General features: G+C 40.9%; 24 protein-coding genes and 1 tRNA gene. 23 read left to right on the top strand and 2 right to left on the bottom strand.

All coding sequences use genetic code 11. The features are described from left to right. The first annotated feature begins 89 nt into the window (after positions 1–89). Positions 90–1,250 carry an aminotransferase class V-fold PLP-dependent enzyme gene (locus tag MHB49_RS34185; protein ID WP_405154594.1) on the top strand — a complete coding sequence of 387 codons (1,161 nt, stop codon included), beginning with the start codon at positions 90–92 and terminating at the stop codon, positions 1,248–1,250. Positions 1,251–1,483: 233 nt separating this feature from the next. Beyond that, the gene (locus MHB49_RS34180) at positions 1,484–1,984 is read left to right on the top strand and encodes a DUF4446 family protein (RefSeq protein ID WP_247900105.1); all 501 of its coding nucleotides are present in this window, start codon (positions 1,484–1,486) and stop codon (positions 1,982–1,984) included. Here MHB49_RS34180 and yyaC read toward each other — a convergent pair. Continuing rightward, positions 1,959–2,564 carry a spore protease YyaC gene (yyaC, locus tag MHB49_RS34175; RefSeq protein WP_247900104.1) on the bottom strand — a complete coding sequence of 202 codons (606 nt, stop codon included), beginning with the start codon at positions 2,562–2,564 and terminating at the stop codon, positions 1,959–1,961. The genes MHB49_RS34180 and yyaC overlap by 26 nt on opposite strands. 116 nt (positions 2,565–2,680) lie before the next feature. Here yyaC and MHB49_RS34170 point away from each other — a divergent pair, with 116 nt between their 5' ends. The 4 genes from MHB49_RS34170 to MHB49_RS34155 all read left to right on the top strand — a co-directional run bounded on the left by MHB49_RS34170 (position 2,681) and on the right by MHB49_RS34155 (position 4,299). Continuing rightward, positions 2,681–2,944, top strand: a complete 264-nt coding sequence (locus MHB49_RS34170) for a DUF3343 domain-containing protein (RefSeq protein WP_247900103.1) — start codon at positions 2,681–2,683, stop codon at positions 2,942–2,944. A gap of 14 nt (positions 2,945–2,958) precedes the next feature. Continuing rightward, complete coding sequence (locus MHB49_RS34165) at positions 2,959–3,897, top strand: mechanosensitive ion channel family protein (RefSeq protein ID WP_405154593.1); 939 nt, start codon at positions 2,959–2,961, stop codon at positions 3,895–3,897. Next, complete coding sequence (locus MHB49_RS34160; protein ID WP_113053313.1) at positions 3,887–4,096, top strand: DUF951 domain-containing protein; 210 nt, start codon at positions 3,887–3,889, stop codon at positions 4,094–4,096. The genes MHB49_RS34165 and MHB49_RS34160 overlap by 11 nt, the downstream gene beginning before the upstream one ends. 112 nt (positions 4,097–4,208) lie before the next feature. Then, positions 4,209–4,299 (top strand) — tRNA-Ser (locus tag MHB49_RS34155). Positions 4,300–4,708: 409 nt separating this feature from the next. Here MHB49_RS34155 and MHB49_RS34150 read toward each other — a convergent pair. Further along, positions 4,709–4,903, bottom strand: coding sequence for a YjzC family protein (locus tag MHB49_RS34150; protein WP_405154592.1), 195 nt, complete (start codon positions 4,901–4,903; stop codon positions 4,709–4,711). A 201-nt stretch (positions 4,904–5,104) separates the two neighbouring features. On the opposite strand from MHB49_RS34150, the gene rpsF reads away from it, so the two are divergent. The 17 genes from rpsF (at position 5,105) to MHB49_RS34065 (ending at position 25,141) form a co-directional block, all read left to right on the top strand. After that, positions 5,105–5,398: a 30S ribosomal protein S6 gene (rpsF, locus tag MHB49_RS34145; protein ID WP_024629534.1), complete on the top strand. Its 294-nt coding sequence runs from the start codon at positions 5,105–5,107 to the stop codon at positions 5,396–5,398. A gap of 51 nt (positions 5,399–5,449) precedes the next feature. Further along, on the top strand, positions 5,450–5,935 hold the full coding sequence (ssb, locus tag MHB49_RS34140; RefSeq protein WP_024629535.1) for a single-stranded DNA-binding protein: 486 nt from the start codon (positions 5,450–5,452) through the stop codon (positions 5,933–5,935). A gap of 55 nt (positions 5,936–5,990) precedes the next feature. Next, positions 5,991–6,263, top strand: a complete 273-nt coding sequence (gene rpsR, locus MHB49_RS34135) for a 30S ribosomal protein S18 (RefSeq protein ID WP_062327715.1) — start codon at positions 5,991–5,993, stop codon at positions 6,261–6,263. Between the two features lie 217 nt (positions 6,264–6,480). Next, entirely contained in the window at positions 6,481–7,074 is a 594-nt protein-coding gene (locus MHB49_RS34130) for a M15 family metallopeptidase (RefSeq protein ID WP_405154591.1), read from the top strand. Positions 7,075–7,774: 700 nt separating this feature from the next. Then, on the top strand, positions 7,775–9,532 hold the full coding sequence (locus MHB49_RS34125; protein ID WP_405154590.1) for an ABC transporter substrate-binding protein: 1,758 nt from the start codon (positions 7,775–7,777) through the stop codon (positions 9,530–9,532). Positions 9,533–9,609: 77 nt separating this feature from the next. Continuing rightward, positions 9,610–10,572, top strand: coding sequence for an ABC transporter permease (locus MHB49_RS34120; protein WP_247900098.1), 963 nt, complete (start codon positions 9,610–9,612; stop codon positions 10,570–10,572). 12 nt (positions 10,573–10,584) lie between these two features. Beyond that, the gene (opp4C, locus tag MHB49_RS34115; RefSeq protein ID WP_247900097.1) at positions 10,585–11,508 is read left to right on the top strand and encodes an oligopeptide ABC transporter permease; all 924 of its coding nucleotides are present in this window, start codon (positions 10,585–10,587) and stop codon (positions 11,506–11,508) included. Positions 11,509–11,518: 10 nt separating this feature from the next. After that, positions 11,519–12,490, top strand: coding sequence for an ABC transporter ATP-binding protein (locus MHB49_RS34110; RefSeq protein ID WP_247900096.1), 972 nt, complete (start codon positions 11,519–11,521; stop codon positions 12,488–12,490). 1 nt (position 12,491) lies between these two features. Beyond that, the gene (locus MHB49_RS34105; RefSeq protein WP_247900095.1) at positions 12,492–13,457 is read left to right on the top strand and encodes an ABC transporter ATP-binding protein; all 966 of its coding nucleotides are present in this window, start codon (positions 12,492–12,494) and stop codon (positions 13,455–13,457) included. Positions 13,458–14,150: 693 nt separating this feature from the next. Continuing rightward, positions 14,151–15,404: a radical SAM/SPASM domain-containing protein gene (locus MHB49_RS34100; protein WP_247900094.1), complete on the top strand. Its 1,254-nt coding sequence runs from the start codon at positions 14,151–14,153 to the stop codon at positions 15,402–15,404. A gap of 22 nt (positions 15,405–15,426) precedes the next feature. After that, on the top strand, positions 15,427–16,758 hold the full coding sequence (locus tag MHB49_RS34095; protein ID WP_247900093.1) for a radical SAM/SPASM domain-containing protein: 1,332 nt from the start codon (positions 15,427–15,429) through the stop codon (positions 16,756–16,758). Between the two features lie 24 nt (positions 16,759–16,782). After that, entirely contained in the window at positions 16,783–17,721 is a 939-nt protein-coding gene (locus MHB49_RS34090) for a M55 family metallopeptidase (RefSeq protein WP_247900092.1), read from the top strand. 2 nt (positions 17,722–17,723) lie between these two features. Further along, entirely contained in the window at positions 17,724–19,340 is a 1,617-nt protein-coding gene (locus MHB49_RS34085; RefSeq protein ID WP_405154589.1) for an ATP-binding cassette domain-containing protein, read from the top strand. A 271-nt stretch (positions 19,341–19,611) separates the two neighbouring features. Further along, positions 19,612–20,139 carry a transcriptional regulator gene (locus tag MHB49_RS34080; protein ID WP_247900090.1) on the top strand — a complete coding sequence of 176 codons (528 nt, stop codon included), beginning with the start codon at positions 19,612–19,614 and terminating at the stop codon, positions 20,137–20,139. A 2-nt stretch (positions 20,140–20,141) separates the two neighbouring features. Beyond that, a complete protein-coding gene (locus MHB49_RS34075; RefSeq protein ID WP_247900089.1) occupies positions 20,142–21,395 on the top strand; it encodes an MFS transporter in 1,254 nt (417 codons plus the stop codon). A gap of 270 nt (positions 21,396–21,665) precedes the next feature. Continuing rightward, positions 21,666–22,556 (top strand): D-alanyl-D-alanine carboxypeptidase family protein, encoded by an 891-nt coding sequence (locus MHB49_RS34070; RefSeq protein ID WP_405154588.1) that lies wholly within the window; start codon positions 21,666–21,668, stop codon positions 22,554–22,556. 164 nt (positions 22,557–22,720) lie between these two features. Continuing rightward, positions 22,721–25,141: an alpha/beta fold hydrolase gene (locus MHB49_RS34065; RefSeq protein WP_405157309.1), complete on the top strand. Its 2,421-nt coding sequence runs from the start codon at positions 22,721–22,723 to the stop codon at positions 25,139–25,141. Positions 25,142–25,272 lie beyond the last annotated feature (131 nt).

Below are 25,272 nucleotides of genomic sequence, written 5' to 3'. Positions count from 1 at the left end.
CTGTATTATGGAGAACCGATATGTCATTGTTTGTTTATAGGGATCTACTCAAACAAGAACGATCAATTAAGGGTAGAGGTGGTCATGAAGTGAAGGAAGTTATCTATCTGGATCATGCAGCGACATCTTGGCCCAAGCCACCTGCTGTCGGGGAAGCTATGATGAAAGCTCTGGATGTTGCAGGGGCCAACCCAGGCAGAGGCAGTCATCGGATGGCTGTACAGGCGAGCCGAGTTTTATTTGGTGCCAGAAAAGCGTTATCCACTCTATTAGGTGTACGTAATGCGAATGATATCGCTTTCGGTTCTAATACCACAGAAGCTTTAAATCTAGCTATTCAAGGGTGGTTAAGAGAAGGCGATCATGTCATTGCTACAATGGCTGAACATAATTCAGTAAGACGGCCCCTGGAGTACATGCGCAGATCTCGTAATGTAGAGGTTGATTATGTTCCTGTTAACGCTGCCGGACAGATCGATCTGGCCCAATTCGCACGGTTGTTTCGATCCAATACCAGATTAATTGTCTGCACGCATAGTTCGAACCTGCTGGGGAGTATTCTGCCCATTGGTGAAATTGCGCTGATGTGTCAAAAACATCAGGCGACTTTGCTTGTTGACGCTGCCCAAAGTGCTGGGATTATACCTGTGGATGTGAAGCAGTTTGGCATCGGTATGCTTGCCTTTCCAGGGCATAAAGGACTGCTGGGGCCGCAGGGAACGGGTGGGCTGTACATCGCTCCTGAGCTGGATGTACAACCTTTGCTTCACGGAGGAACAGGAAGCCAATCCGAGGCGATTGAGCAGCCGCTTGTTCGACCCGATCGCTATGAGGCAGGTACGCCGAATACCGTGGGTATAGCAGGTCTGGCAGCTGGAGTGCAGCATGTGCTTGAGCTTACACCTGAGTTCATATATAAACAGGAGTGGAATTTGACTCAGCATATGATGGATGGGTTATCATCAGTAAAGGGAATTCGAATGCTTGGTCCTGAGATTGGACAACCGCGTACTGGATTGTTATCCTTTACTGTTGAGGGATATGATTCGGCTCAGCTCGCTTTCCAATTAGACCGGAATTATGGCATTGCTGTGCGTGCAGGTTTCCATTGCACACCTCTTGCCCATGAGTCGGCAGGTACAACGGCAAGTGGGGCTGTCAGAGCGAGCGTAGGATATAATACATCAAGGGAAGATGTCGACGCGCTGATCGAAGCAGTTATCGAATTAACAGCATCAAAATTGGTATGAATCAGCTCGAATAAAACATGAATTTCAATCGCTTGAATAAGCAAAATGTTAAAGAGGCAAAAGGTCAAAACGAGTGATTAACCGTATAGGTTATCTGGTGAATAATAGGAGTAAGCTAGAGGGTTATAGTAGAACGTTGGATGCTTACTTGGCTCAGTGGATCGATGATGTGGAGTATGTTTGAAGCTACAAACGTTAACCTGAACAAACCAACAGAGGGGTAGTTGCACTACATGGCTGAATTAAATGAGCTGATTCTGGAACAGCTGATATGGATTATTGGCGGCATGGCATTACTTTTGGTGATTTTACTTATCATAAGTATTGCTCAAGGCGCAAAGCTACGGAAGTTTAAACGGAAGTATGAGGCCATGATGGCTGGCAGTGGAGTGGAAGATCTGGAGTCGCTGTTAATCAATCTGAAAATTCAGATGGACAGCATTGAGGATGAGCATACACTGCAAACGAATCAGTTACAGGTTGTGATGCAGAAGCTGACCCGTATTCAGGGTAAAGTGGGTGTGAAAAGGTATAACGCCTACGGAGAAAATGGGAGTGACCTGAGCTTCTCAATGGCGATGGTTAACGATAGCCAGGATGGTATGGTGCTTACCGGCATTTATAATCGTGATGGTTCCTATGTATACGCCAAACCTCTTAAAGGGGGAGAGTCCACATATACACTTTCCCCTGAGGAAAAAGAAGCCATTACTCTGGCACAGCAAGCAGAGTAGAACGGGTATGCCATTCGCGAATGGCGGAGTAGAGACTGCTGGATATTATCTCGGACATGCGCATGACGAGACTGAGACGTGTGTTCTGTAAAACAAAGTATTCCATAAAGCCGCCGACGTTAACGATACCTGTAAGATGGATATCGCCGACCGGCGGTAATTCTTTATTTACACCCGCTCCTGGCTTGAGTGGTCCATTCACGACCTGGATACATCCAACACTTGAAGACTGTCCCAGACAGGCGTCAATGCCGATCACATAAGGGTTGTGATGTGTGGCGTGTATTTTGTGAAGGGTGTCCTGCAGGTTCATTGCGTGTACAGGTTCGTCCAATGTGCCATAGAGATGGAATAGAGGGCTGTCCCACTTGGCAAGCGATGAGCCGACGAGCGGGCCAAGGCAGTCCCCGGTAGAGCGATCTGTACCGATACAGACGACAACTACATTTTGCAAAGAGTGGGCTTTATAGAGATGAAACATTAAACGATGAATGATGGCTGAGTGAATGCCTGGATCTGTATGTGGGATTTTCAGGCTGGCCATGTCTTGAGATGAGAAGGAATGCGAAATGGGATTCATAGGATCTATCCTTTCCCTTGGAATAGTAGTAACAGTATATGGAAGGATAGAACGTTTTATACTTCGTGGGGACAAGCTTTTTCAAAGGGCCGAATGTATCGCGAAAGGAGCCGGACATGGACGAGTGGCTAGATGATTGGATGCTGATTGCTTTTGATTCCACCCAGCAGGCGCTTAGGGCAGAAATGCTGCTGGAGTTTGCCGAGATTGAAATCGACTTATTTCCCACCCCGAAAGAGATCACAGCGGGCTGTGCTCTTTGTATTCAGTTTCCCAAAGAAGATCTGGAGAGAGTGAAGCAGATCATTCGTAACGAATTTGTGGAGATCCGTGGCCTCTATTTCAAAACCGCTGACAGCTATGATAACATACCCATGTAGAGGAGGTTTGATCTATGTTGCCATTTATGTTTGCTTCAGGAGAAGAGGGACCAGCGGAGACTGCCGTAAAAAGTGCTATAAGCTGGACTGATAAATTATGGAATAAAGTCGCGGATGCGGACATGTGGTTTAATATTCTGTTCAGCTCAATCCGAATCGTTATTATTTTCATTATTACGCGTATAGTGATCAAGATTGTATCACGTATTATAGACCGCACGATGGCACGTAAGCAGGAAGGCAAGATTCGCGTCAATCCTCGTCGCTTTATCACGGTGGGAGAGTTGATGAAAAATGCGACCTCCATAACATGTAATTTCATTATGATTCTGTTACTGTTATCTGAGATCAATGTGAAAGTCGGGCCATTGTTAGCAAGTGCGGGAGTACTTGGACTGGCTATCGGTTTTGGGGCTCAAGGATTGGTCAAGGATGTTATTACCGGTTTCTTCATTATATTGGAGGATCAATTCGCAGTAGGCGATGTGATTCAAACAGGTACCTATAAAGGAACGGTTGAGGTCATTGGCCTGAGAACGACCAAGCTGGTTAGCTGGCAGGGTGAGGTGCACATCATTCCAAATGGTACGATTGCAAGTGTAACCAATTTTTCGATGTCCAATTCCCTTGCGGTCGTGGATATTCCAATGAAGGGTGAACAAACCCTGGATGAGTCTGTGCACTTGGTGAAACGGGCGTTGGTTGGAATTGAGGATCGCGATCTGAATATCATTAAAGTACCTGACGTGCTTGGTATCCAGTCGATGTCTACCTCGGAATACGTGGTCCGCATTGTGGCTGAGTGCCTGCCGAACTCCAGAGCCTCTGTAGAGCGGCAAATTCAGAGTGATGTGAAGAAAACACTGGAGTACCACGAGAGGAGCAACCAGGCAGCATTAGAGCAAGCAGCAGCTCAGGAGAAGGATGAGGGGGATGGCATAGGTGGAGCGTAAAAGTTTCCAGCTTGGGGACATTGTGCAGATGAAGAAGCAGCATCCATGTGGCAGCAATGAGATGGAGATTATTCGGATGGGCATGGATATTCGCATTAAGTGTGTAGGGTGTAAACACAGTGTATTAATTCCCAGAGCGAAATTCGAGAAAAACATGAAGAAGGTACTTCGTTCGGCAGAGGATTCAGCTGAATCCTAATGGAATAACGCGGTAATGTTTACTCTTTGCCCACTCTATAATAACGTTTACATGCGAGCATAGCTCAGGTATTGCGTTCTGTAAATGGTCATGATATAATCATTATTGCTGCGGAAAGGTACCCAAGAGGCCCAAGGGGGCTGACTCGAAATCAGCTAGGCGTGTCACAGCGTGCGTGGGTTCGAATCCCACCCTTTCCGCCACTAATCAATTTCTGTTTAGTGAAAATTATAAATTACTCAATGTGAGTTGAGTTGTATACATGTTAAAGACCTTCCTAATTGGAAGGTCTTTTTGTTAATTTTTTATAATTCATGTCAAAAAACAAAGAGCCCCTAAGGGCTCTTCATTCGGCGGTGCATTCGGTTTGTTAGGAAACAATCGGTCGTAACGATCAGAAACCTGGCGTACGTACTGCTTATCGCAATACTCGTGCTTCAGACAAAGGCCTTACACACAACCATCTTGCTTCTTAAATTACGTGATGAATCTCCAACAGTAAATGTTCGGCTTCGTTGTCCAACGGAACCACACCTCTCTCGTGCACCGCCTGATTGTATTATGTGCATTAGTACGTTTTATATACAGCGGTGTGAAAAAAAACATTTGCGATTAGTGGACACGGGCTTTGGTAAGCTTCTTCCACTTGCGATTCTGATTGCTTGTTTCAGGGAAAGCTTCGCCCTTTTGGAGGGTTACCCGTTTCGGATTGTTAATCTCCGTATGAAAGCTCTTCTCACCAATTTCGGTGTACTCACCATCGTTTGGAGCTTTGTCTCCTGGTTCAAACTCGGTTTTTTCACCCATGATAAAACCTCCTTGGCATAATGGATTCCAATGTTGCTTCTGTAGTGTGCTCCATTGGAGTTATGATCATGTGTAATGAAAAGAGGGAACGTTTGCTTGCATTGAGACTTCATATTTGTTATATTAATATAGTTCGAGTTTGTGCTCGTTCCTTGCTCTCAACCTAGATTGAGGGCCAGAGTCCATAAGGAGGTGAAAATTATGCGCAAATATGAAGTGATGTACATTATTCGTCCTGATGTTGAGCAAGAAGTTGTTCAAGCTACAGTCGATAAATTCCAAGGCATCATCTCCAACGGCGGTGGTGAAGTTACAGCTCACGACGTTATGGGTAAACGCCGTCTTGCGTATGAGATCAAGAAATTCCGTGATGGTGTTTATGTATTGGTACACTTCACTGCTGAACCAGCAGTAGTTACTGAACTTGAGCGTCTCATGAAGATTTCTGACGAAGTAATTCGTTATCTCATTACAAACGACGTTAAGTCTGCTTAAGACGACAACTCGTGATCAACGCACCAATACGCTCTGAAGGAGGGGATTACATTGTTGAACCGTGTCATTCTGATCGGCCGGTTAACCCGGGATCCTGAGTTGCGCTATACTCCAGCTGGAGTAGCAGTAACGCAATTTACTTTGGCAGTGGACAGACCGTTTACAAGCCAAGGGGGAGAACGGGAAGCGGATTTCATTCCGGTCGTAACCTGGAGACAGCTTGCTGAGACTTGTGCAAACTATTTGCGCAAAGGACGCCTAGCTGCAGTCGAAGGACGCATTCAAGTACGGAATTACGAGAATAACGAAGGAAAACGTGTATACGTGACCGAAGTCATTGCCGATAACGTCCGTTTCTTGGAGTCAGCTAACCGTGATAATAACGGTGGCGGCGGTGGGCAACCAATGCGTGAAGAGCCTTCTTACGGAGGCGGCGGGCGCGCGAACAATAACAATAATTCGCGTAGCAACAATCAGGATCCTTTTTCCGATGACGGAAAACCGATTGATATATCGGATGATGATTTGCCATTTTAACGTGAACCGACACTCTTAGAGTGATTGGCTAAACGATAGGAAAGGACTGAAAAGCATGAGCTTCAAGCAAAGAGAAGGCGGAGACAACGATAAAAGACCGGCTCGCCGTGGCGGCCGTAACAAACGTCGTAAAGTGTGCTTCTTCACAGCTAACAAAATTACTCACATCGATTATAAAGATACGGACTTGCTTCGTAAATTTATCAGCGAGCGCGGAAAAATTTTGCCACGCCGTGTAACAGGTACTAGCGCTAAATATCAACGCATGCTGACGATTGCCATCAAACGCTCCCGTCAAATCGCATTGTTGCCATACACAACTGAGTAGTCTTACTCAGCATGGATACAAAGCAGTCGGCTTATAGCCGGCTGCTTTTTTGCATCTGAAAATAATTAAGGTGGTTATCTCCTGGTAATTGGATTTCGTAAGAGCTGCGACGATGGAAGCAATTCAGGCGTAAATGATTTATAATAGAATCTATTATATTACTGATATCAGGTAGCGTGAGTATGAACGAATATAGATTCCACCATCAGGAGAGAGCATGAACACATCCAAACGTAAAGTTAAACAGAGACGCAAGAGTAGTCTGCGATTTTGGATCGTAGCTACATTTTTGCTTTCCATTATATATGTGTGGTTACAGCAAAAAGGAGATTCCTATGATATATGGCCACGAACCAACGTACAAGAAGCACTGCCGATCACAGGACTCCATCCGGTAGTCGCGGAAAGCGAGAAGTTGTTGGTTCGAAAGGCAGCCAGGAGAGGGATCGAAATCGTGATTACACATGATTTTCGCAGCATTGAGGAACAAGATGCGCTCTATAATCAAGGACGCTCTATTGCCGGAAATATTGTAACCAACGCCAAAGGGGGAGAGTCCTATCACAACTATGGTTTGGCTATTGATTTTGCGTTGCGGACTCCTGAAGGAGATGTAGTATGGGATATGGAACGTGATGTTAACGGCAATGGAAAGGCAGATTGGCTGGAAGTTGTAGAGCTTGCCAAAGAACTAGGGTTCACATGGGGAGGAGATTGGGCTAACTTTCCGGATTATCCTCACTTGCAGATGGACTTTGGATTAAGCATCAATGATTTGAAGCGTGGGAAAAGACCTCCGGACACACAGTAAAAAGGATATTATATATACACATATATGTATAAATATTAGAAAAGCCTTGCATTTTGCAGGGCTTTTTTCTTTCTTTTGTAAAATAAATGATAAAAGATGACAATTTGGTCTTTACATAAGCGATTAAATGAAACTATACTATAATAACTAGAATTTCAACTTCAATATCTAAACTACACCTCTAAAAGCACATAATTTGGATGGAAACCAATTTCACTTCCAAATGAAGTAAGACCTCCACAATTCCCTCATACCTAACATAATAATTTGTTTTATCTAGATTTCTAACATTTAACTACACAACTCGTGTAATAATAATGTCATGTATTTAGGTAATTGGTATTTTTAAGATTCAGACTCTACCATAAAAAGTAACCAAACGGCTCCAAATTCCTTGATTTATTCCCTTTAAAGTATAACTAATACCCAAAACTGTGATATAAAAAACATTTATACCATAAATCTCAAATTAAGCATTGACGTCATCTAAATTTACACGTATGATTACATTAATTATTTTGCGTTATAATCCCGCTAGGAATTGTCAGCATTAATTGACCATCGGTCTAAATCAATCATTCCTAGATAGTTTACATCAAGATTTCACAGCATGAGCCAATATGCGTAATTATTCATGGATATTTATATCCAGATAATTTATTAGAAGTGAGAAATCAGAAAACTTTCGAGGGGGATTTTCATGAAGAAGAGATTTTCTTTAATGCTGGTCATCATGCTAATGTTGGTAACTGTACTGGCAGCATGTTCTGGTGGAGAGAGCGCTGAACCAACTCCAGAAGGCACACCGAAAACAGAAACGCAGACTAACAATCCAACTCCAGAAGGTTCGACTCCGGAAGATTCGACTCAAAACGATGGTCTTTTTGAAGCAACTGACATGTCGCTGAATCCATCAACTGCTACAAACCGTAAAGACACATTAGTTGTAGGTACCACCTCACCTAAAGGGGTCTTTAACCCTTTATTTCAAGATTCAGCATACGATGATATGATCAATTTGCTGGTTTTCGACAGTTTTGAAACCATTAATGGAGACGGAACATACTCCCCATATCTTGCTGACAGCATAGATGTGAGTGACGATGGCCTGAAGTACACGTTTAAACTGAAACCAGGTGTAACTTATTCTGACGGGACTCCTGCAACAGTTAAAGATTTCTACTTCGCTTTGAAAGTGCTTCATGACAAAAGCTATGATGGATCTTCTGATCCACTGTCCTATTCAATTAAAGGTGGACAAGAGTATTATGATGGAAAATCAAATGAAATATCCGGTGTGAAAATCATTGATGATAACACAGTGGAGGTTGAGGTTACTGAAGTTACTGCCCTAACCAAAGATTTTTTGGGTGGCATAGCTTTCCTTCCAGAACATTACTATGGTAAGGACTATAAACAAGGTAACGTAGAGACGGTTAAAGCTCTGAATGATAAACCACTGGGTACGGGGCAATATATTTTGACCTCTTTCAAACCAGGTCAAGAAGTAACAATGGTGGCCAATGAGAATTATTTTGCTGGTGCCCCAAAAATCAAAAATGTCATCTTCAAGTCCACTACAGACGAGACTAAACTGGCTATGCTCGAAACTGGTGAAATCGATATGGATATGGTCACTGTAGATGAAGATAACGTAGAGGCTTTGCAAGCACTCGGGTTCCTGGATATCAATATCTTCCCTACTAATGGATATGGCTACATTGGTATGAACCATGAAAAAGAAAAATTTAAAGATCCTAAAGTAAGACAAGCCCTTGTATATGGTTTGAATCGTGCCGAGATTGTAGAAGCCGTTTATGGTAAATTCGCAGATGTTATCAACGTTCCTCAATCGAAGCAATCCTGGGCTTATACAGATGAAGGTATCGAGAAATATGAATTCGATATCGAAAAAGCAAAATCTCTGCTGGATGAAGCTGGATGGACTGTAGGAAGCGACGGTATTCGTGAGAAAAACGGAGAGAAATTCAAAATTGACTTTTCAGGTACATCCGATAACCCTGTTGTAGATGCAATCCTGCCAATTATGACAGCAAACTATAAAGAGCTGGGAATTGATATTGTAGCGGAAACGCTCGATTTTAACGCGATCCTCGACAAGACGGATAAAGGCGACTTCGATATGTACTTCATGGCTTGGGGCTTAACGCCTGATCCAGATTCCACAGTGTATCTGACCAAAGGAGCACAAAATCGAATTAAATATTCCAACAAGGCTTATGATGATCTGATGAAACAAGGTAAACGCGAACTTGATATCGAAAAACGTAAAGAAATCTATGCCAAAGCCTATCAAGAATTAAACAAAGATATTGCTGATATCTTGATGTATCAAAGAAGAGATGGTTGGGCAATCAACGGTCGTGTGAACGGTTTGGATATTACTCCTTATAAAAAGTTTGTAGTAGATCTGTACAAAGCAGAACTGGAACAATAAGAATATCAACATGAAATCGATAAAGCTCAGCTCTCGCCAGAGCTGAGCTTATCCACTTCTGACCCAGGAGGAATATTATGAAGCAGTACATTATCCGGCGGCTGCTGCAAATGATTCCGACAATGCTCGGAATTACAATCATTGTCTTCGCGATTACAACATTGGTTCCAGGTGATTATATTACGGCTCAGCAAAACCCGAGTATGACAGCAGAAAAGGCTGCGCAGTTAAGAGAAATTTACGGACTAGATAAGGGTCCTGTAGAGAGATACTTTATTTGGGTGGGTAACATGCTTACCGGTAATATGGGCGATTCGTTACAACACAAACGTGCGGTCACGGACGTTATCGGAGATTATGTTTGGAGTTCGTTTATCATCGCTTTTCTGAGCTTGATTTTCTCATGGATCATAGCAATCTTTACCGGCGTATTTTCAGCTAAATTTCAATACTCGTTTTTCGATAAAATAGTCACCATGGCTGTATTTTTATGTATGTCTCTTCCATCCTTTTTTATAGGATTGGTTCTAATCAAGTTCCTTGCAATTGATCTCAAGTTAATGCCTGTTGGAGGGATGACTACGGCTGGTCAAACAGGATCTACATGGAACATCATTATGGACATCGGTTATCATGCTATTTTGCCGGTACTGGTTTTAACGATGTTAAGTACAGGAAGCCTTACTCGCTATTTCAGAACGAGTATGCTTGAGGTTATCCGTCAGGATTATATTCGTACAGCCCGTGCAAAAGGATTAAAGGAAAGAACAGTTATTTTTAAACATGCACTTCGCAATGCCATGCTTCCTGCCATCACTCTTATGGGATTTGAATTGCCGGCTCTGTTCGGTGGAGCTATTATCCTTGAGAAAATCTTTGTATGGCCAGGCGTAGGACAGGTCTATCTGGAGTCCATAACGATGCGTGATTATCCGTTTATGCTGGGATTCACTATATTTATGGCTGCGCTGACCCTTCTAGGTACGCTGTTGTCAGATGTTCTCTATGGGGTAGCAGATCCCAGAATTAGATTGAAGTAGGAGGAGATATCATTGTCACTTGAGGCTGCACCACTAAAATCGAAAGCACAGGTTCCTGTCCGGCAGCCCGATTCTCCTTGGCGGATTGCAATACGACGCTTTTCCCGGAATCGGCTTGCATTGGCAGGACTTTTAATACTTGTAATGATGGTTCTCATTTGTTGCTTCGGACCTTGGATTTCTCCGTTTAGCATAAACGATTATAAAGTAATAGACAAAAACCAATCACCGAGCAGCACGCACTGGTTGGGAACAGACAAGTTGGGTCGGGATGTGTTGCTGCGCGTAATGTTGGCTGGCCGGATCTCGATTATGGTCGGAGTGGTCGCTACGTTTATTTCAGTTGTTTTAGGCGCCACACTCGGAGCCTTGGCGGGGTTTTATAGAAAATTTATTGATTCATTTATCATGCGTATTGCTGAGATCTTTATGTCGATTCCTACGCTGCCTCTTCTAATCATTTTAGGGGCGTTGTTGTCTGATTTGAAGGTACCTCCACAGGACCGGATTTATTTTTTGATGCTGATTATGGGTATTCTGTCGTGGCCCGGCCTATCAAGGCTGGTTCGTGGACAGATTCTAACGCTTCGGGAGCAAGAGTTTATGCAGGCTACTGAGGCACTAGGATTACGCGATCGTCGTAAAATATTTAGACATTTACTTCCGAATACTGTTCCAATTATTATTGTATCCGCTACGCTGGGTGTGGCTTCCGCGATTTTGGCTGAATCTGCGCTAAGTTATTTGGGACTTGGGGTAGTTCCACCAACCCCATCCTGGGGGAATATGATTTCTGAGGCGAACGGTATTATCGAATTCCGTAAAAGACCATGGCTCTGGATTCCTCCGGGAATATGCATATTAATAACGGTTGTAGCGATTAACTTGATTGGTGACGGACTGCGTGATGCGCTTGATCCAAAAATGAAGAAGTAGGAGATGCGATATGGCAAAAAACTTAGTTGAATTCCGCAATCTCAAAACGCATTTTCATACATCTGCTGGAGTCGTGAAAGCCGTCGATGACGTGAGTTTCAATATCCGTGAAGGAGAGACTCTCTGTGTTGTGGGTGAATCAGGTTGCGGAAAAAGTGTTACAGCGATGTCTCTGATGCGCCTCGTGGATACCCCTCCTGCAGGCGGGGAAATATTGTTTGAAGGCAAGGATCTTTTGAAGCTCAGTAAAGGTGATATGAGCCAAATCCGTGGCAATGATATATCTGTAATTTTCCAGGAACCGATGTCTTCTCTAAATCCGGTACTGACGATTGGAGAGCAAATTACCGAGCCCATATTGCTCCATACACTGTTGAGCCGTAAGGAAGCAAAGGCGCGCGCTATCGAGTTAATTACAATGGTGGGAATTCCTCGCCCTGAGAAAATATATGATTCTTATCCGCATGAACTCAGTGGTGGCATGAGGCAACGGATTATGATTGCAATTGCACTGAGCTGCAATCCTAAGCTCTTGATTGCTGATGAGCCGACAACTGCATTGGATGTTACGATTCAGGCTCAGATTCTGGACTTGATGCGTGACATCAAGGATAAAATAAATACGTCCATTATGCTAATTACTCATGATCTAGGAGTCGTTGCAGAAATGGCCGATTATGTGGTTGTCATGTATGCAGGTAAAGTGATTGAAGAGGCTTCGGTTTACGAGCTGTTCAAGTCACCCAAGCATCCATACACGCAAGGCTTGTTAAAAGCCAAGCCGGTGATCAATCAGAAGCAGGACAGACTGTATTCCATCCCGGGTCAGGTTCCTAATCCTATTGAATTGGGACAGAATTGCCACTTCCACGACAGATGTGAGTTTTGTATGAATGTATGTCGTGAGAAGGAACCACCTCTACATACTGACGCTACTGGCCATAAAGTTGCTTGCTGGTTGTATGAGGAGGAGGCGAAATAATATGGCTGAGGCATTGATCGAGATACAAAATCTAAAAAAATACTTTCCAATCACTGGCGGAGTATTCAAACGGGTAGTTGGAAACGTAAGAGCCGTAGATGACGTCTCTTTTCAAATTAATAAAGGTGAATCTTTCGGACTTGTAGGCGAGTCCGGTTGCGGTAAAAGTACGATTGGTCGTACAATCCTCCGTTTGTTGGATAAGACGGATGGCAAGGTTGTGTTTAAGGGTGAGGACATACATGCATTGGATAAAACGAAGCTTCGTTCCCTTCGACCTAAAATGCAGATTGTATTCCAGGACCCATTTAGTTCGCTTAATCCAAGAATCAAGGTAGGCGAAGCCATTGGTGAGGCTCTTATTGACCATGGCCTGTGCAGCCGGAGTGAAGTGAAAGACAGAGTCATTGAGACACTAAAAATTTGCGGGCTTGCAGCCTATCATTATGATCGTTATCCACATGAATTTTCCGGCGGACAACGACAGCGTATCGGTATTGCTCGGGCATTGATTATGAATCCTGATTTTATCGTAGCGGACGAACCTGTATCCGCCTTGGATGTATCTATTCAAGCTCAAATTATCAATCTATTGAGTGATCTGCAACAGGAGAAGCAGCTTACCTATCTTTTCATTTCCCACGACCTTAGTGTGGTGGAGCATTTGTGTGATCGTATCGGGGTCATGTATCTTGGTTCCATGGTAGAGATGGCAAGCAAGGAAGAAATGTTCCGCAATCCGCTTCATCCATATACCAAGGCTCTGCTGTCTGCAGTTCCTATACCAGATCCAACGTTGCGTCGTGAGCGAATTGTCTTGAAAGGGGATATTCCAAGTCCAGCCAATCCGCCTTCCGGCTGCAAGTTCCATACGCGCTGTCCATTGGCTACTGATATTTGCAAGCAACAGATACCAGAATATCGTGATGTCGGAGATCAACATTTTGTAGCTTGTCACCTAGTCTAATAAGTAAAGAGTCAAAGATGGGCATGTCCAGCGTAAGGAATTGGGGTTCTGAACGAGTTGGAAAGCCTTCCTAAAAAAAGCACAAGTGATTGGCAATATTGCCGTCTCTTGTGCTTTTTTTGTATTTTAAAACAAAAAAAGGATTTTATATAAAAGTCAATGATAACTTTCATAGATGAATTTACATAATAAGTATAAAGTGAAATAAGAAATAAATATTTTCATATTCATCCAGGAGAGGAGGTGAAAATATATGAAGTCCCTTATTGATTTGATATGGAATGACGAGGTTGAAGATGATGAACTGGATGATATGGTTAACGCTTTTATGACTAATACATGCATTGCACCCAATTGTGGAGGCTCCGGCCATGATCCTTCTATGGTAAATGCACAATTCTGTAGTATCAGGAACCCTTAAGAATAATATGTTTAGTTCTCTTTATCAGGCTTTGAAATTAAACTTGCGTCTTTTCAAAAACCCAGGTTCGATTTCAAAGCCTAAGAAATACAAACTAGATACTTCTAGAATGAGAAGATATAACCGGATTGTGTCAAAAAGGGGAATGATTAATGAATATTTATGGAAACTTAATAGTGAATACTTCGAGTAACTATCCTCCATTCCTTCTAAATCTCTCTTCTTTTAGAAGGAGGATTTTGAAGAAGACTGAATTGAGAATTCTGCTAGGGATGATAGAAAAAAAACAAAACTATGCCAACTTTACAGAAGAAGAAAAGGAACTACACGCAAAACTGATTAATGAGAGACAATTTCTTGAAAATGAAGAGTTAAGAAAAATAGAAAAGTTACTATATGAAAGATATAAAGAGGAATTATCTATTACTCGTGAAGATTTTAGATTCTCGATCCAACTGACCCATGCATGTAATATGAACTGTTACTATTGTTTTGAGGAAGATTATAGGAGTCATACATTTATGAACGAGGATCAGGTTGATGCAATTCAAGAATTCTATTACATCGCCTCTTATGAATCTGGTGTGGTAGCAAGAACTCCGTATATAAGAATTACTGGTGGAGAGCCATTACTAAACAAGAAAACTGTTAGAATAATAAATTATATCGCCAGTAAATGGCCACTTTCAAAATTGATATTATACACAAATGGAGTGAACGTACTTAAGTATTATGACCTGTTACCTTTTTCCCAAATCAAAGAGTTTTGTATATCTTTAGATGGGATCAAAGACGTTCATTTAGAAAGAAGATACAGTAATAAGAAGGTTAAAGATAGTATCTATGATGATATTATTAATGGTATCAAAAAATTGCTTACTAATGGTCAAAATATACAGATAAAAGTGACAATAGACAAAACCAACTATATATTTGTTTCAGATTTGCTGAATTATTTACAGATTCAACAAATATTAAATAGTCCTAATTGCACCTATAATATTAATGTTGTTAATGATTTTCAAAATCCATTGGATATAAATGAACAATATAATAGTTCAGATGATATTGCTAAAATAAAGAGTTATTTCGCGGATGATCTCGGTATGCATAATATGAACTTTTATCATTGTTTTTCTTGTTTATCTAGGATCTTAGAAAGAGACCATAACTCTAGGATGTTACCTAATTTTAATCGTTGTGATACTAGATTTCTTTCAAACTACTTTTTCTCGCCTAATGGTTCTGTCTACTTATGTGATTGTTTGGATGTTCAGAAAGGTATTGTCGGTACGTACTATCCAGAAGTATCTTTTAATGGTGAGAAAGTATTAGCACTGGCTAATCGCAATGTGTTTGAAGATGAGGAGTGTAAGGAATGTATTTATAAATTCGTCTGTTTAGGCGGATGTCCTATGATTGCTGAAATGAAGGGTGTTAAAAAGTATTGTGGAGGGTTCAAAGACAGCGGATTAATAGATCAGTTTTCCTTTCTATATTTAGGAGATAAAAAGAGTAACGCCTAAAAACTTTGAGGGGGATTAGAGAATGATAGTAATAGAAAACTTGGTTAGTGTAAGATTAAATCCTCAAGAGATATTACTTGTGAACACATTAAATGGGTTATTGGATGTGGTTGATAACAAAAGTATGAATACCATTGAGAGATGGAAGGAAGAGGGGATTGTTAATTGTCTAAATCACGACGAAGATACCCTGTTTAAACAAATGAGCAAAAGGGGGTACATAGTCAAGAACAAAACTATAGAAAGTTCAATCAGAGAAACTCTGATGGACCAACTTTTGGATCAAAATAAAAACGAAAAAGAAAAGTTAAAAGAAATAGCTCTGGTTTTATCCTATAATTGTAATTTTTCCTGTCCGTATTGCTATGAGGCGCTCGAAGAAAGTGGGAGTAAGAAGATAATAACGGAGGATATGGTAGATAAAGCAATCTCATTATCAGGGGGGCACTTAGAACACATAACCCTTTTTGGTGGAGAACCTTTATTAATTAGTAATAGGAAAATAATTAACTATATAACAAGTAACTATAACAAATATAGCTACTCAGTGATAACAAACGGATACTACCTTGATGAGTATATCGATATATTCAAGAAAATAGATGTAAAACAAGTGCAAGTCACCATTGATGGAACAGAGGCAACTCATGATCTTAGTAGATGCTTGAAAAATGGAAAAGGTACTTATACTAAAATCATGAAAGGGGTAACAAGCTATCTGGAAAACGGTATACCTATAAAGATCAGAATGAATATGAGTGAAGAAAACTATGTTGATTGTATCAACCACAGAGATATCTTATTGGAGCAGTACAAGGAGTTCACCGATATTCTATCTTTTGAAATGGCAACCATATTCGATACGTCTGGAGAAAAACGTTCAAAAATAAATCAGGAACTAATGCAGAATGACCTGAAAAATACAGTCTTTAAGAAGAAAGAATCCATTAATCAATATCTCAGCTCCTCGCTTCCTATAACCAAGTTTTTTACTTTAAACAAGCCCATTAAACCTATAATTACACCTTGCAGAGCCCATACAAATAGTCGATTTTATGATTCAGAAGGAAATATTTATTCTTGTATTCTTTCGGTAGGGAAAGAAAGGTTTTCAATTGGAAAGTATTATCCGAAAGTTGAAACGAAGCAAAATTCTATTATCAATAGAAATGTAAGTAATATTGAACAATGCAGTCAATGTAAATATGCGTTAATATGTGGGGGCGGTTGTCCTTTGATATTTAATGATGATAATTTGATGTTGCCAAATTGCAGCTACTGCATGGATGAATTATATGAGCAAATACCCAATATTTATAACACCAAACATCAAAAAGTAATAAATAACATCTAAATTCGAAGAGGGGATACCGAAGACATGAATGCATTAATTATTGCTGATTTGGAGGGCATAAGTGGCGTTCAATCTTTAGATGAAATTGAAAATTGTAGAAGATTTTTTTCGGATGAAATTAATGTATACATTGAATGTTTGAATAAAAAGGGGATTAACAAGATTACTGTTTGTGATGCTCATAGTAATGGGGACTACCTTAGTGAAGAGGTACTTGTCGGGAAAGTTGAATTGGTATCCAAAGTAACGAATGTTTCATTTGATCAAAAATATGATTTTGCCATTTTGGCTGGATTTCACGGGAAAAGTAGAAGTGACGGTTTATATCCGCACACATTACGTCCAGATATAAAAAATATATGGTTAAATAACAAAGCTATAGGAGAAGTTGAATTATATTGTAGGTGGTTGGGAAGCAAAGGCATCCCCGTCATTTTAGTCACCGGTGACACGCAAGCTATTCTTGAGGCTAATGAATATAATATATACCGTCAGGTTTGTTGTGTTAAAAGTGTACGTGGTGAAGTGCAGGATCATTTCAGTGTTTTGTATAGTAAAATACAAAAAAATATAGAAGCTGCTCTTCAATTAGATTTCCAATATTGTATTTCAAAAGATTCTGAAAAAATAGAGGTAGAATTATTGTTCTCAGAAGTCGCCGATTTAGTGAGTGGTCATATGGCCGATACCAACAGTATTACCTTTAAAAGTTGCAATGAATTCGTCAATCAATTGGATAGATTTTTTAGCTTAGTTAATAGTGCTACTGAAGATTTAATAAAAACTAACATTGCATTTATAAAAGAATTGAGAAAGCAGACAGGACATATTCCTAAAGATAAGATTACAGATCCTAAAACACTTAATATTCTCAATAGTAACCCTATAATGATTACCGGGAACGACAGAAGCTACCTAATAAAAGAGATTAAAAAAATTAGTTCAGAATACGTTGAGGAATAGGCATGGATTTACTTAGATACGGCTTATACTATATCAAGAAAAGAAAATTCCTATGTCTAAGCTATGTTTTGTTAGGTATTCTGGTGACCGTTTTAGTTGTTATGTTGACTTATATAACAGGAACTTTAGTAGATCTTTTGTCAAGTTCAGAAAGTTTGCATCGCATTATGCAAATTATATTTTTACTTACATTCACAAATATAATCATCATTGTGATTAACTATATAACAGGAATTATTTATTCGAGAATGCAAGTTGATATTGCATATAATATCAGTTGCGATGTGGTTCAACATATTCATAAAGCAGAAATCAAACGATTAAATAATATGAATTCTGCCTATTTGAATCAAAGAATAAGTCAAGATGCAGGCTCTGTGATCAAATTTACTCTCCAAACGATAACACTAAGCTTGAAAAATGGGATAACCATTACATTGTGTCTAGTTATTCTATTTAAGCTTTCAATTATGATTGCTATTGTTGTACTTGTTTCTTTAATGATATATGTCTTCCTCTACACTTCTCTTAGAAAAGTTATATTTCTCTACTCCAATGAGATTAAAGAGAAACAAAGCATATATTTTGGACAAATGAATGAGCAACTACATTTATCCTGGTTCGTTAAAGTTCACTCACTTCATGATTTTTTCAAAAATAGACTCCGAAATGCTTATACAATGTTTCAAGATAGCTTTATGAGATATCAAAAGTTCTCTCAGTTTTTTCTTTCTTTAGATAAATTGGTAATGGGGATAGCACAAATTGTTGTGTACTATATATGTGTTATAGAAATTTTTAACGGGAATATTGCTTTAGGGTCATTTGTAATTATTGCAGGCTATTTTAAACAGTTGATGAATGCAATAAGTTATTATTTTAATTTAGGAAGAGATTATCAGGAATCACTAGTTTCGTACCAAAGAATCAATGAGTTAATGAAGTGGGATATAGAGCAAATCGGAGAGAATGAAATACAAACTGTAGAGAGTATAAAGTTTGAAAATTTCGGATTTTCATATAATGAAAACGCTTTGCTTGGAGAGATTCAGTTGGAATTTCACAAAGGAAAGTTGTACTCATTCTCTGGAAGGAATGGTGTGGGTAAAACTACACTTATCCTCTCTCTAATGGGTTTGTTCACTAAAGAGATGGAAGGTAATATTTATATAAATAACTTGCCTATTGAGCAAATCGATATGGTTACCTTAAGAAAAAAGATATTTGGATATTCAGACCAGGCATCTACAGTTATATATGATTCAATAAAAAATAATCTTGAGTTAAATAATGAGTCAAATAATAAATTGAAAGAAATAGTGGAGATTCTTGGACTAAATCATTATATAAACAATAGCCCTGCTGGGTTAGATTCCATTATTAATGAGCAGAGTAAAAATATATCTGGTGGAGAAAAGCAGAAAATTAGTATTGCTCGAGCATTGCTTAAAGATTCTCAAGTGTTAATTTTGGATGAGCCGACGTCAGCTATGGATTTGCAATCTATATCGAGGTTACTTAATTATTTGCACAAGCTTAAATTAGATAAAATCATAATTTTAGTGTCGCATGACTCAAATGTATTGAAGGAATGTGACGTGAATTATACGTTAACTTAGTCTTTTGTCTTTATGTACGAGTAAGGAATGGTGGATTTATTCGGATTTTATATCCTGAGTATTTATAAGATGCTGACTAAACCCGCTTTCTACATGGAAAGTGGGTATTTGGCTTTAAATATTGTAGTGTACATCCCCACGTACGAAGATAAGTTTTTAGGAAAAATAAGGGTATACAGAATAAGCTCAGCATGATAATCTAATTATGCAGATCGTCAATCTATAAAAACAGATTGTTAGTGCGATTACTTTTGAAGAGGAGGTAACATGAATGAGCGGCGATGAATCTTTTAACATTTCCATTGAGCAAGCGAAGCTGCTGGGACATTCGCTTCGAGTGCGAATTATTAAACAGTTGCTACATACTCCAAGGACGGCAAAACAAGTAGCGGATATGCTCGGAGAATCAGGGGGGAATGTCCATTACCATATGATGAAATTGTACGATGGTGGACTGATTAAGATGGTGGAGGAAAAGAAAGTTGGGGGAGTTACTGAAAAATACTACCTTTCCCGCTCTAAATGGTTTAATACGATAGGATCTGGAACTGTCGATCCCGTGTTGGCTGATGAGTTTGACTCGAGTGATGTAACTACATTGATCCTTCGTTTGGATCTTACCAACGATCAAAAGGATGAATTACATGAAGAATTTAAACAGCTGCTTGAGAGGTGGGTGGATAAAACGTCAATGCATATGACGGATAATGTTTTAACAATAAGTCAGGAGTTTAGCGTAGGAATCCAGATCAAGTCAACAAAGGAGAAAAAGGATACTGGTGACAATACGGGGGTGTAACAATGAGTATGCTTCGTAACCGTAATTTTTTACTTATGTTTCTTGGGAGAGTGGTCACGAATATCGGAGATTCCCTTTACGCCGTAGCAGCGATGTGGCTGGTCTCTGAATTGGGAGGATCTACTTTTTATACAGGAGTAGCCGGGTTTCTTACGATAATCCCCAGATTTATTCAATTTTTTTCAGGCCCTATAATCGATCGGGTTAATATCCGCTCACTTCTAATCTATACACAGTTAATACAGGCGGTATTGCTCTTATTAATTCCCATTGCACACTACATGGGTTTCCTAAATGTGGGGCTTGTTCTTATCGTCTCTCCCATTCTCTCCACGTTCAACATGTTTGTCTATCCGGCCCAGATGTCCTCCTTACCACAATTTGTTGAGGATCGAAATCTCTCCAAGGCTAATTCCATGTTCACCTTTGCCAATCAAGGCATTGAAACAGGCTGCAACGCTCTTGCAGGAATACTATTGGTAACCATTGGGGCAACTTCTATCTATCTTCTTGATTCGGTTATGTTCATGATGAGTACGCTCCTCTTTGCTATGATCAAAGTCTCTAGGGTACAGCACCTTAAGTCAAGTGGAGAGGGACCTAACAATCTAATAGAACTTGTCAAGAAATATGGTTCTGAACTTACAGAAGGGATTCAAATCTTATTTAACAAAACAGTTTCACGACTTCTTTTTGGAATAATCCTGATTAATTTGGTGGGCGGTGCAACATTTGTCGTTTTGCCGCAATTCAGTAAGGGATATGGAGGTGCAGAGATATATGGCTTATTGCTAATGGCCCAAGCGTTGGGAAGTTTATTAGGAGCGTTGTCGGCACCATATCTTAGGTTAGAATCAATAGGAATGGGGAAAATTTATGCCTTAGCTTTCATGCTTAGTGGTTTGCTGTGGACGCTCTCTGTTTTTTGCCCCTATCCGTGGTTGATGATAATCGTATACGGATTAGCTTGGTTTCCTGGTGGTGTAACCAACATTTTGATTAATACTTATCTGCAAAAGGGTATACCTACGAATCTGCTAGGAAGAGTTTTTTCAGCTGCCTATAGCTTGAGTGGAATTGCTATGCCTATTGGTTCCTTAATAGGTGGAATTGTGGGTCAGATGGTGGATGGAAAGGAGGTTATCGGATGGAGTGGTTTTGTAGTTATACTGGTCGGAATCTATTGGATGTTGGACTATAAAACACGCTCGCTTCCGAATGCTCAGAGTGTAACTGACAAAGCATTTATATCTTAATTACTGATACACAGGAAAACTGTTAGGGTAACTCACTTGTTGTCTATATTGAGCTTTTAGTTGGAAAATAGGAGATAGAATACTGCGATATTTAAAGTTATACCCTTAGAAATATTCCTTAAAAACATGGATTCCGTACACTCTGGCATGGGGGTATGGGGTCCATGTTTTTTTGGTAACAAAAAAATAAAAAAAATTTAACTTTTTTTATAAAAATTGCAGACAAAATGCCTCTTCACTTCGTCTATATCTGTAAGAGGTGATTTTCTGATGAAAAGATGGTGGATACGGGCAGGAATGCTGCTGGCTCTACTGGTCATTATATATTTAGGTGTGAAACCGGACATGCTGGTGGGCAAACCGGGAATTAAAGCTGAATCGGCGGTATTAATGGATATGAGCACGGAACAGATTTTAATCAACTTTAATGGTTCTGAAGAGATTGCCTCTGGGGGAATCAGTAAATTGATGACAGAGCTGTTGGTTATGGAGGCCGTAATCAACGGAGAGTTACGTTGGGATGACCCTGTTACGATCAGCGCATATGCAAGTTCAGTGGGTGGCAGCCACCTGGGTCTGAAACAAGGGGAGCAATTCACTGTGCAGGAGCTGTTCCAGATTATAGCCGTCTATTCCGCGAATGACGCGGCTATTGCTCTGGCTGAACATATTAGTGGGACAGAGCAGACTTTTGCACAAAAGATGAATCAGAAGGCTACAGAAATCGGACTGTCTGACAAAACGGTGTTTACCAATTCAACCGGTTTAAGTGTGAAGCTGCTTGGTCCGAATCGTCCCAAGGAAATACAAGGGCAGACCGTAATGACTGCTGTAGATGCGTGTAGGCTTGCACGTTATCTGTTAAATGATTACCCTGAAATATTAAGAGTTTCCAGCCAAATGCAGGTATCGATGCACCAGAAAGGTATGTATATGAGCAACACCAATTGGATGCTGTCCTCTATTGGCGGACCCTATGCTTACGATGGCAACGATGGATTGAAGACCGGATATGATGAGGATTCCGGCTATCACTTCGTTGGGACAGCTGAGCGAAATGGCAAACGACTGATCTCTGTTGTACTGGGTTCGGATAGTCGTGAGGGACGCTTTGTTGAGACACGCAAGCTGTTCAATTATGGATTTTCCGGTTCAAAATAAGGGGATAATTGAAATTTACATGACATGTTATTCATTGAAAGCTCTGCAATCAAACTTCGAGGTTGTCAACGCTGTTAACCTTTGGTGAATCATGGTAAAATGATTTACGTATAATTCCAATTTATGATGTAATTCACTTTAAAGGGGGAACTAGTTTGAACGCAATGAGTAAAAAGGTATATGCTCTCACGCTTAGCATGGCGATGTCCATCGCTCTGATTCAACCAGCAGTCCAGGCAGCAGAAGCGGTGAAGCCTACGGCGACAGTCGCTGAATCCATTGCTTCGAAGGCAACACAGACCCTACAGCAACTGGGATACATAGATGGCACAACAGATGGAATGAGAGAATCACAAACGCCAATTACTCGTGCTCAGGCGGCAATCATCCTACAGCGTGTACTTAAACTGGATGCTCCAGCGGCTCTTACAGGTTTCGCAGATGTGTTGGCTAAGGATGAAGCTGCTCCTGCCATTTACGCGCTGAAGCAAAGTGGTCTTATTCAAGGACAAGCCAAAGGATATGCACCAGATGCACCTCTCACAAGAGCACAGATGGCATCGTTGTTTACTCGGGCATTTGAACTGAAGGATAATGGCATTCAGGTTGTATACAGTGATATGTCGCAGATTCCGAAGGTACATACGGAGGATGCCATTCGTCTGAAGCAGCATTTTATTATCGAAGGCAGCGCCTTTAACGCCAAAAATGCGGTGACCCATGGTGAGTTTGCTGATGCGCTGTACCTCGCTCTTGGTCTTGATGTGCAGTCAGAAGGTCTCACACCACTGGAAGACTTCTTCAAACAGCCGGCTCAAGCAGGATTCCAAATGTCTCCGGATGGTAAACATCTGGCTTACATGGAGCCTTGGAACAACCGAATGAATATTGTGGTGAAGGAAAATGGTCAGGACAAGTCGGTACGTATCACAAGTGAGACTGAACGCAGTATAGCGGGATTTGTATGGGCGACGAAGGATAAGCTGTTGTATGTAAAGGATGAAGCAGGGGATGAAAACTACCACATTTATGTAACAGATATCGATGGGAAGAACAGCAAGGATCTGACACCATATCCGAATACAAGAGCGATCTTGGTAGACTCGCTGGAGAATATTCCGGATGAAATTCTGGTAGGTCTGAACAAACGTGATCCACGGATCTTTGACGTGTACCGGATTAACATCAAGACCGGTGAGGCTGTACTTGCTGCAGAGAACCCGGGCAATATTACGGGATGGCTCACGGACCATGAGGGTAAAATCCGTGTGGCCATATCGAGTGATGGTAATGTCTCTTCGTTGATGTATCGTGAATCGGAAGATAAACCATTTGAGAATTTGATGACCACCAAGCTTGGAGAAACATTTGCGCCGGTGATGTTCACGTATGATAACAAAAGCATCTATGCTGTATCCAATCTGGAGCGGGATAAAACTGCGATTGTCGAATACAGCCCAAGCAGCAAAAAAGTAACGAAAACCATCTATGAAAACAAGGATGTGGATGTATCCAGTTTCGTTCCTTCTAAAGAAAAAGGCACAATCCTCGCAGCTGTCTATGAGACGGACAAGGTTAACTATGAATACTTCGACAATGATTTCAAAAAATTGATGCAGGATATTCAGGCGAAAGTTCCGGGTAAAGAAGTAAGCATTTCAAACATAAGTGAAGAAGGTCAGGTTCTGTTCGTTGCGTATAGCGATAAAACGATGGGTACGTATTACTTCTACGATTCCAAGTCTGGTAAGCTCGATAAATTAGCTGACGCGGCACCTTGGATTGATGAGAGCAAAATGTCGGATGTAAAACCCATCACGTACAAGTCACGTGACGGCCTAACGCTTCATGGTTATCTGACGCTTCCAAAAGGAACTGAGGCTTCCCAATTGCCGCTGGTTGTTGTTCCTCATGGTGGACCTTGGGCCAGGGACTCGTGGGGTTTCAATCCTGAAATTCAATTTCTTGCAAGCCGTGGTTATGCCGTACTACAGGTAAATTTCCGCGGTTCTACTGGATACGGCAAGGAATTCCTGGATGCCGGCAACAAAGAGTGGGGTAAAGCGATGCAGGACGATCTCACAGACGGTGTAAATTGGCTGGTTGAAGAGGGAACGGTTGATGCGAAGCGTGTAGCCATCTATGGTGGATCTTATGGTGGTTATGCTGCTCTGGCGGGGTTGGCTTTCACACCGGATGTTTATGCCGCAGGCATTAGCTATGTAGGGCCATCCAACCTGTTCACACTGCTAGAGTCACTGCCGCCTTACTGGGAGTCGGAGCGCAATATGTTCTATGAGCGGATGGGTGATCCGGAGAAAGACAAGGAGTTGCTGACAGCAGCCTCACCACTTTTCCATATTGATCAGATGAAAGCGCCATTGTTCGTAGTTCAGGGCGCCAATGATCCACGTGTCAAACAGGCGGAGTCCGATCAGATTGTGGAGGCATTGCGCAAGCGCGGTGTGGATGTGCCTTATATGTTAAAAGCAAATGAGGGGCACGGCTTTGCCAATGTTGAAAATCAACTGGATCTGTATCGTGCCATTGAAAAATTCCTGAATCGTCACCTGATGCAGAAATAAGAAATAGTTTATTCAAACAAGAAGACCGTCACACGGGTTTTATTTAACCTGTGGGACGGTTTATTTTGTAGAGAAGGAGGTTGAATGAACGTGGTGATTTGGTGTCCAAAATGGCATCCAAGCATATTAAC

It is taken from the genome of Paenibacillus sp. FSL K6-0108 (genome assembly GCF_045040695.1).
Lineage (GTDB): Bacteria > Bacillota > Bacilli > Paenibacillales > Paenibacillaceae > Paenibacillus > Paenibacillus pabuli_B.
Note: the sequence above shows the minus strand (reverse complement) of the source record. Positions and strands in the feature narration are given on the sequence as shown.

Coding starts and splice junctions, on each gene's coding strand:
- MHB49_RS34110 (WP_247900096.1), top strand. CDS start 11,519: ATGGCAAAAAACTTAGTTGAATTCCGCAATCTCAAAACGCATTTTCAT.
- MHB49_RS34075 (WP_247900089.1), top strand. CDS start 20,142: ATGAGTATGCTTCGTAACCGTAATTTTTTACTTATGTTTCTTGGGAGA.
- MHB49_RS34120 (WP_247900098.1), top strand. CDS start 9,610: ATGAAGCAGTACATTATCCGGCGGCTGCTGCAAATGATTCCGACAATG.
- MHB49_RS34105 (WP_247900095.1), top strand. CDS start 12,492: ATGGCTGAGGCATTGATCGAGATACAAAATCTAAAAAAATACTTTCCA.
- MHB49_RS34150 (WP_405154592.1), bottom strand. CDS start 4,903: ATGGGTGAAAAAACCGAGTTTGAACCAGGAGACAAAGCTCCAAACGAT.
- MHB49_RS34180 (WP_247900105.1), top strand. CDS start 1,484: ATGGCTGAATTAAATGAGCTGATTCTGGAACAGCTGATATGGATTATT.
- MHB49_RS34130 (WP_405154591.1), top strand. CDS start 6,481: ATGAACACATCCAAACGTAAAGTTAAACAGAGACGCAAGAGTAGTCTG.
- MHB49_RS34170 (WP_247900103.1), top strand. CDS start 2,681: ATGGACGAGTGGCTAGATGATTGGATGCTGATTGCTTTTGATTCCACC.
- MHB49_RS34065 (WP_405157309.1), top strand. CDS start 22,721: ATGAGTAAAAAGGTATATGCTCTCACGCTTAGCATGGCGATGTCCATC.
- MHB49_RS34165 (WP_405154593.1), top strand. CDS start 2,959: ATGTTGCCATTTATGTTTGCTTCAGGAGAAGAGGGACCAGCGGAGACT.
- MHB49_RS34080 (WP_247900090.1), top strand. CDS start 19,612: ATGAGCGGCGATGAATCTTTTAACATTTCCATTGAGCAAGCGAAGCTG.
- rpsR (WP_062327715.1), top strand. CDS start 5,991: ATGAGCTTCAAGCAAAGAGAAGGCGGAGACAACGATAAAAGACCGGCT.
- MHB49_RS34085 (WP_405154589.1), top strand. CDS start 17,724: ATGGATTTACTTAGATACGGCTTATACTATATCAAGAAAAGAAAATTC.
- MHB49_RS34125 (WP_405154590.1), top strand. CDS start 7,775: ATGAAGAAGAGATTTTCTTTAATGCTGGTCATCATGCTAATGTTGGTA.
- rpsF (WP_024629534.1), top strand. CDS start 5,105: ATGCGCAAATATGAAGTGATGTACATTATTCGTCCTGATGTTGAGCAA.
- MHB49_RS34070 (WP_405154588.1), top strand. CDS start 21,666: ATGAAAAGATGGTGGATACGGGCAGGAATGCTGCTGGCTCTACTGGTC.
- MHB49_RS34090 (WP_247900092.1), top strand. CDS start 16,783: ATGAATGCATTAATTATTGCTGATTTGGAGGGCATAAGTGGCGTTCAA.
- yyaC (WP_247900104.1), bottom strand. CDS start 2,564: ATGAATCCCATTTCGCATTCCTTCTCATCTCAAGACATGGCCAGCCTG.
- MHB49_RS34100 (WP_247900094.1), top strand. CDS start 14,151: ATGATAGAAAAAAAACAAAACTATGCCAACTTTACAGAAGAAGAAAAG.
- MHB49_RS34095 (WP_247900093.1), top strand. CDS start 15,427: ATGATAGTAATAGAAAACTTGGTTAGTGTAAGATTAAATCCTCAAGAG.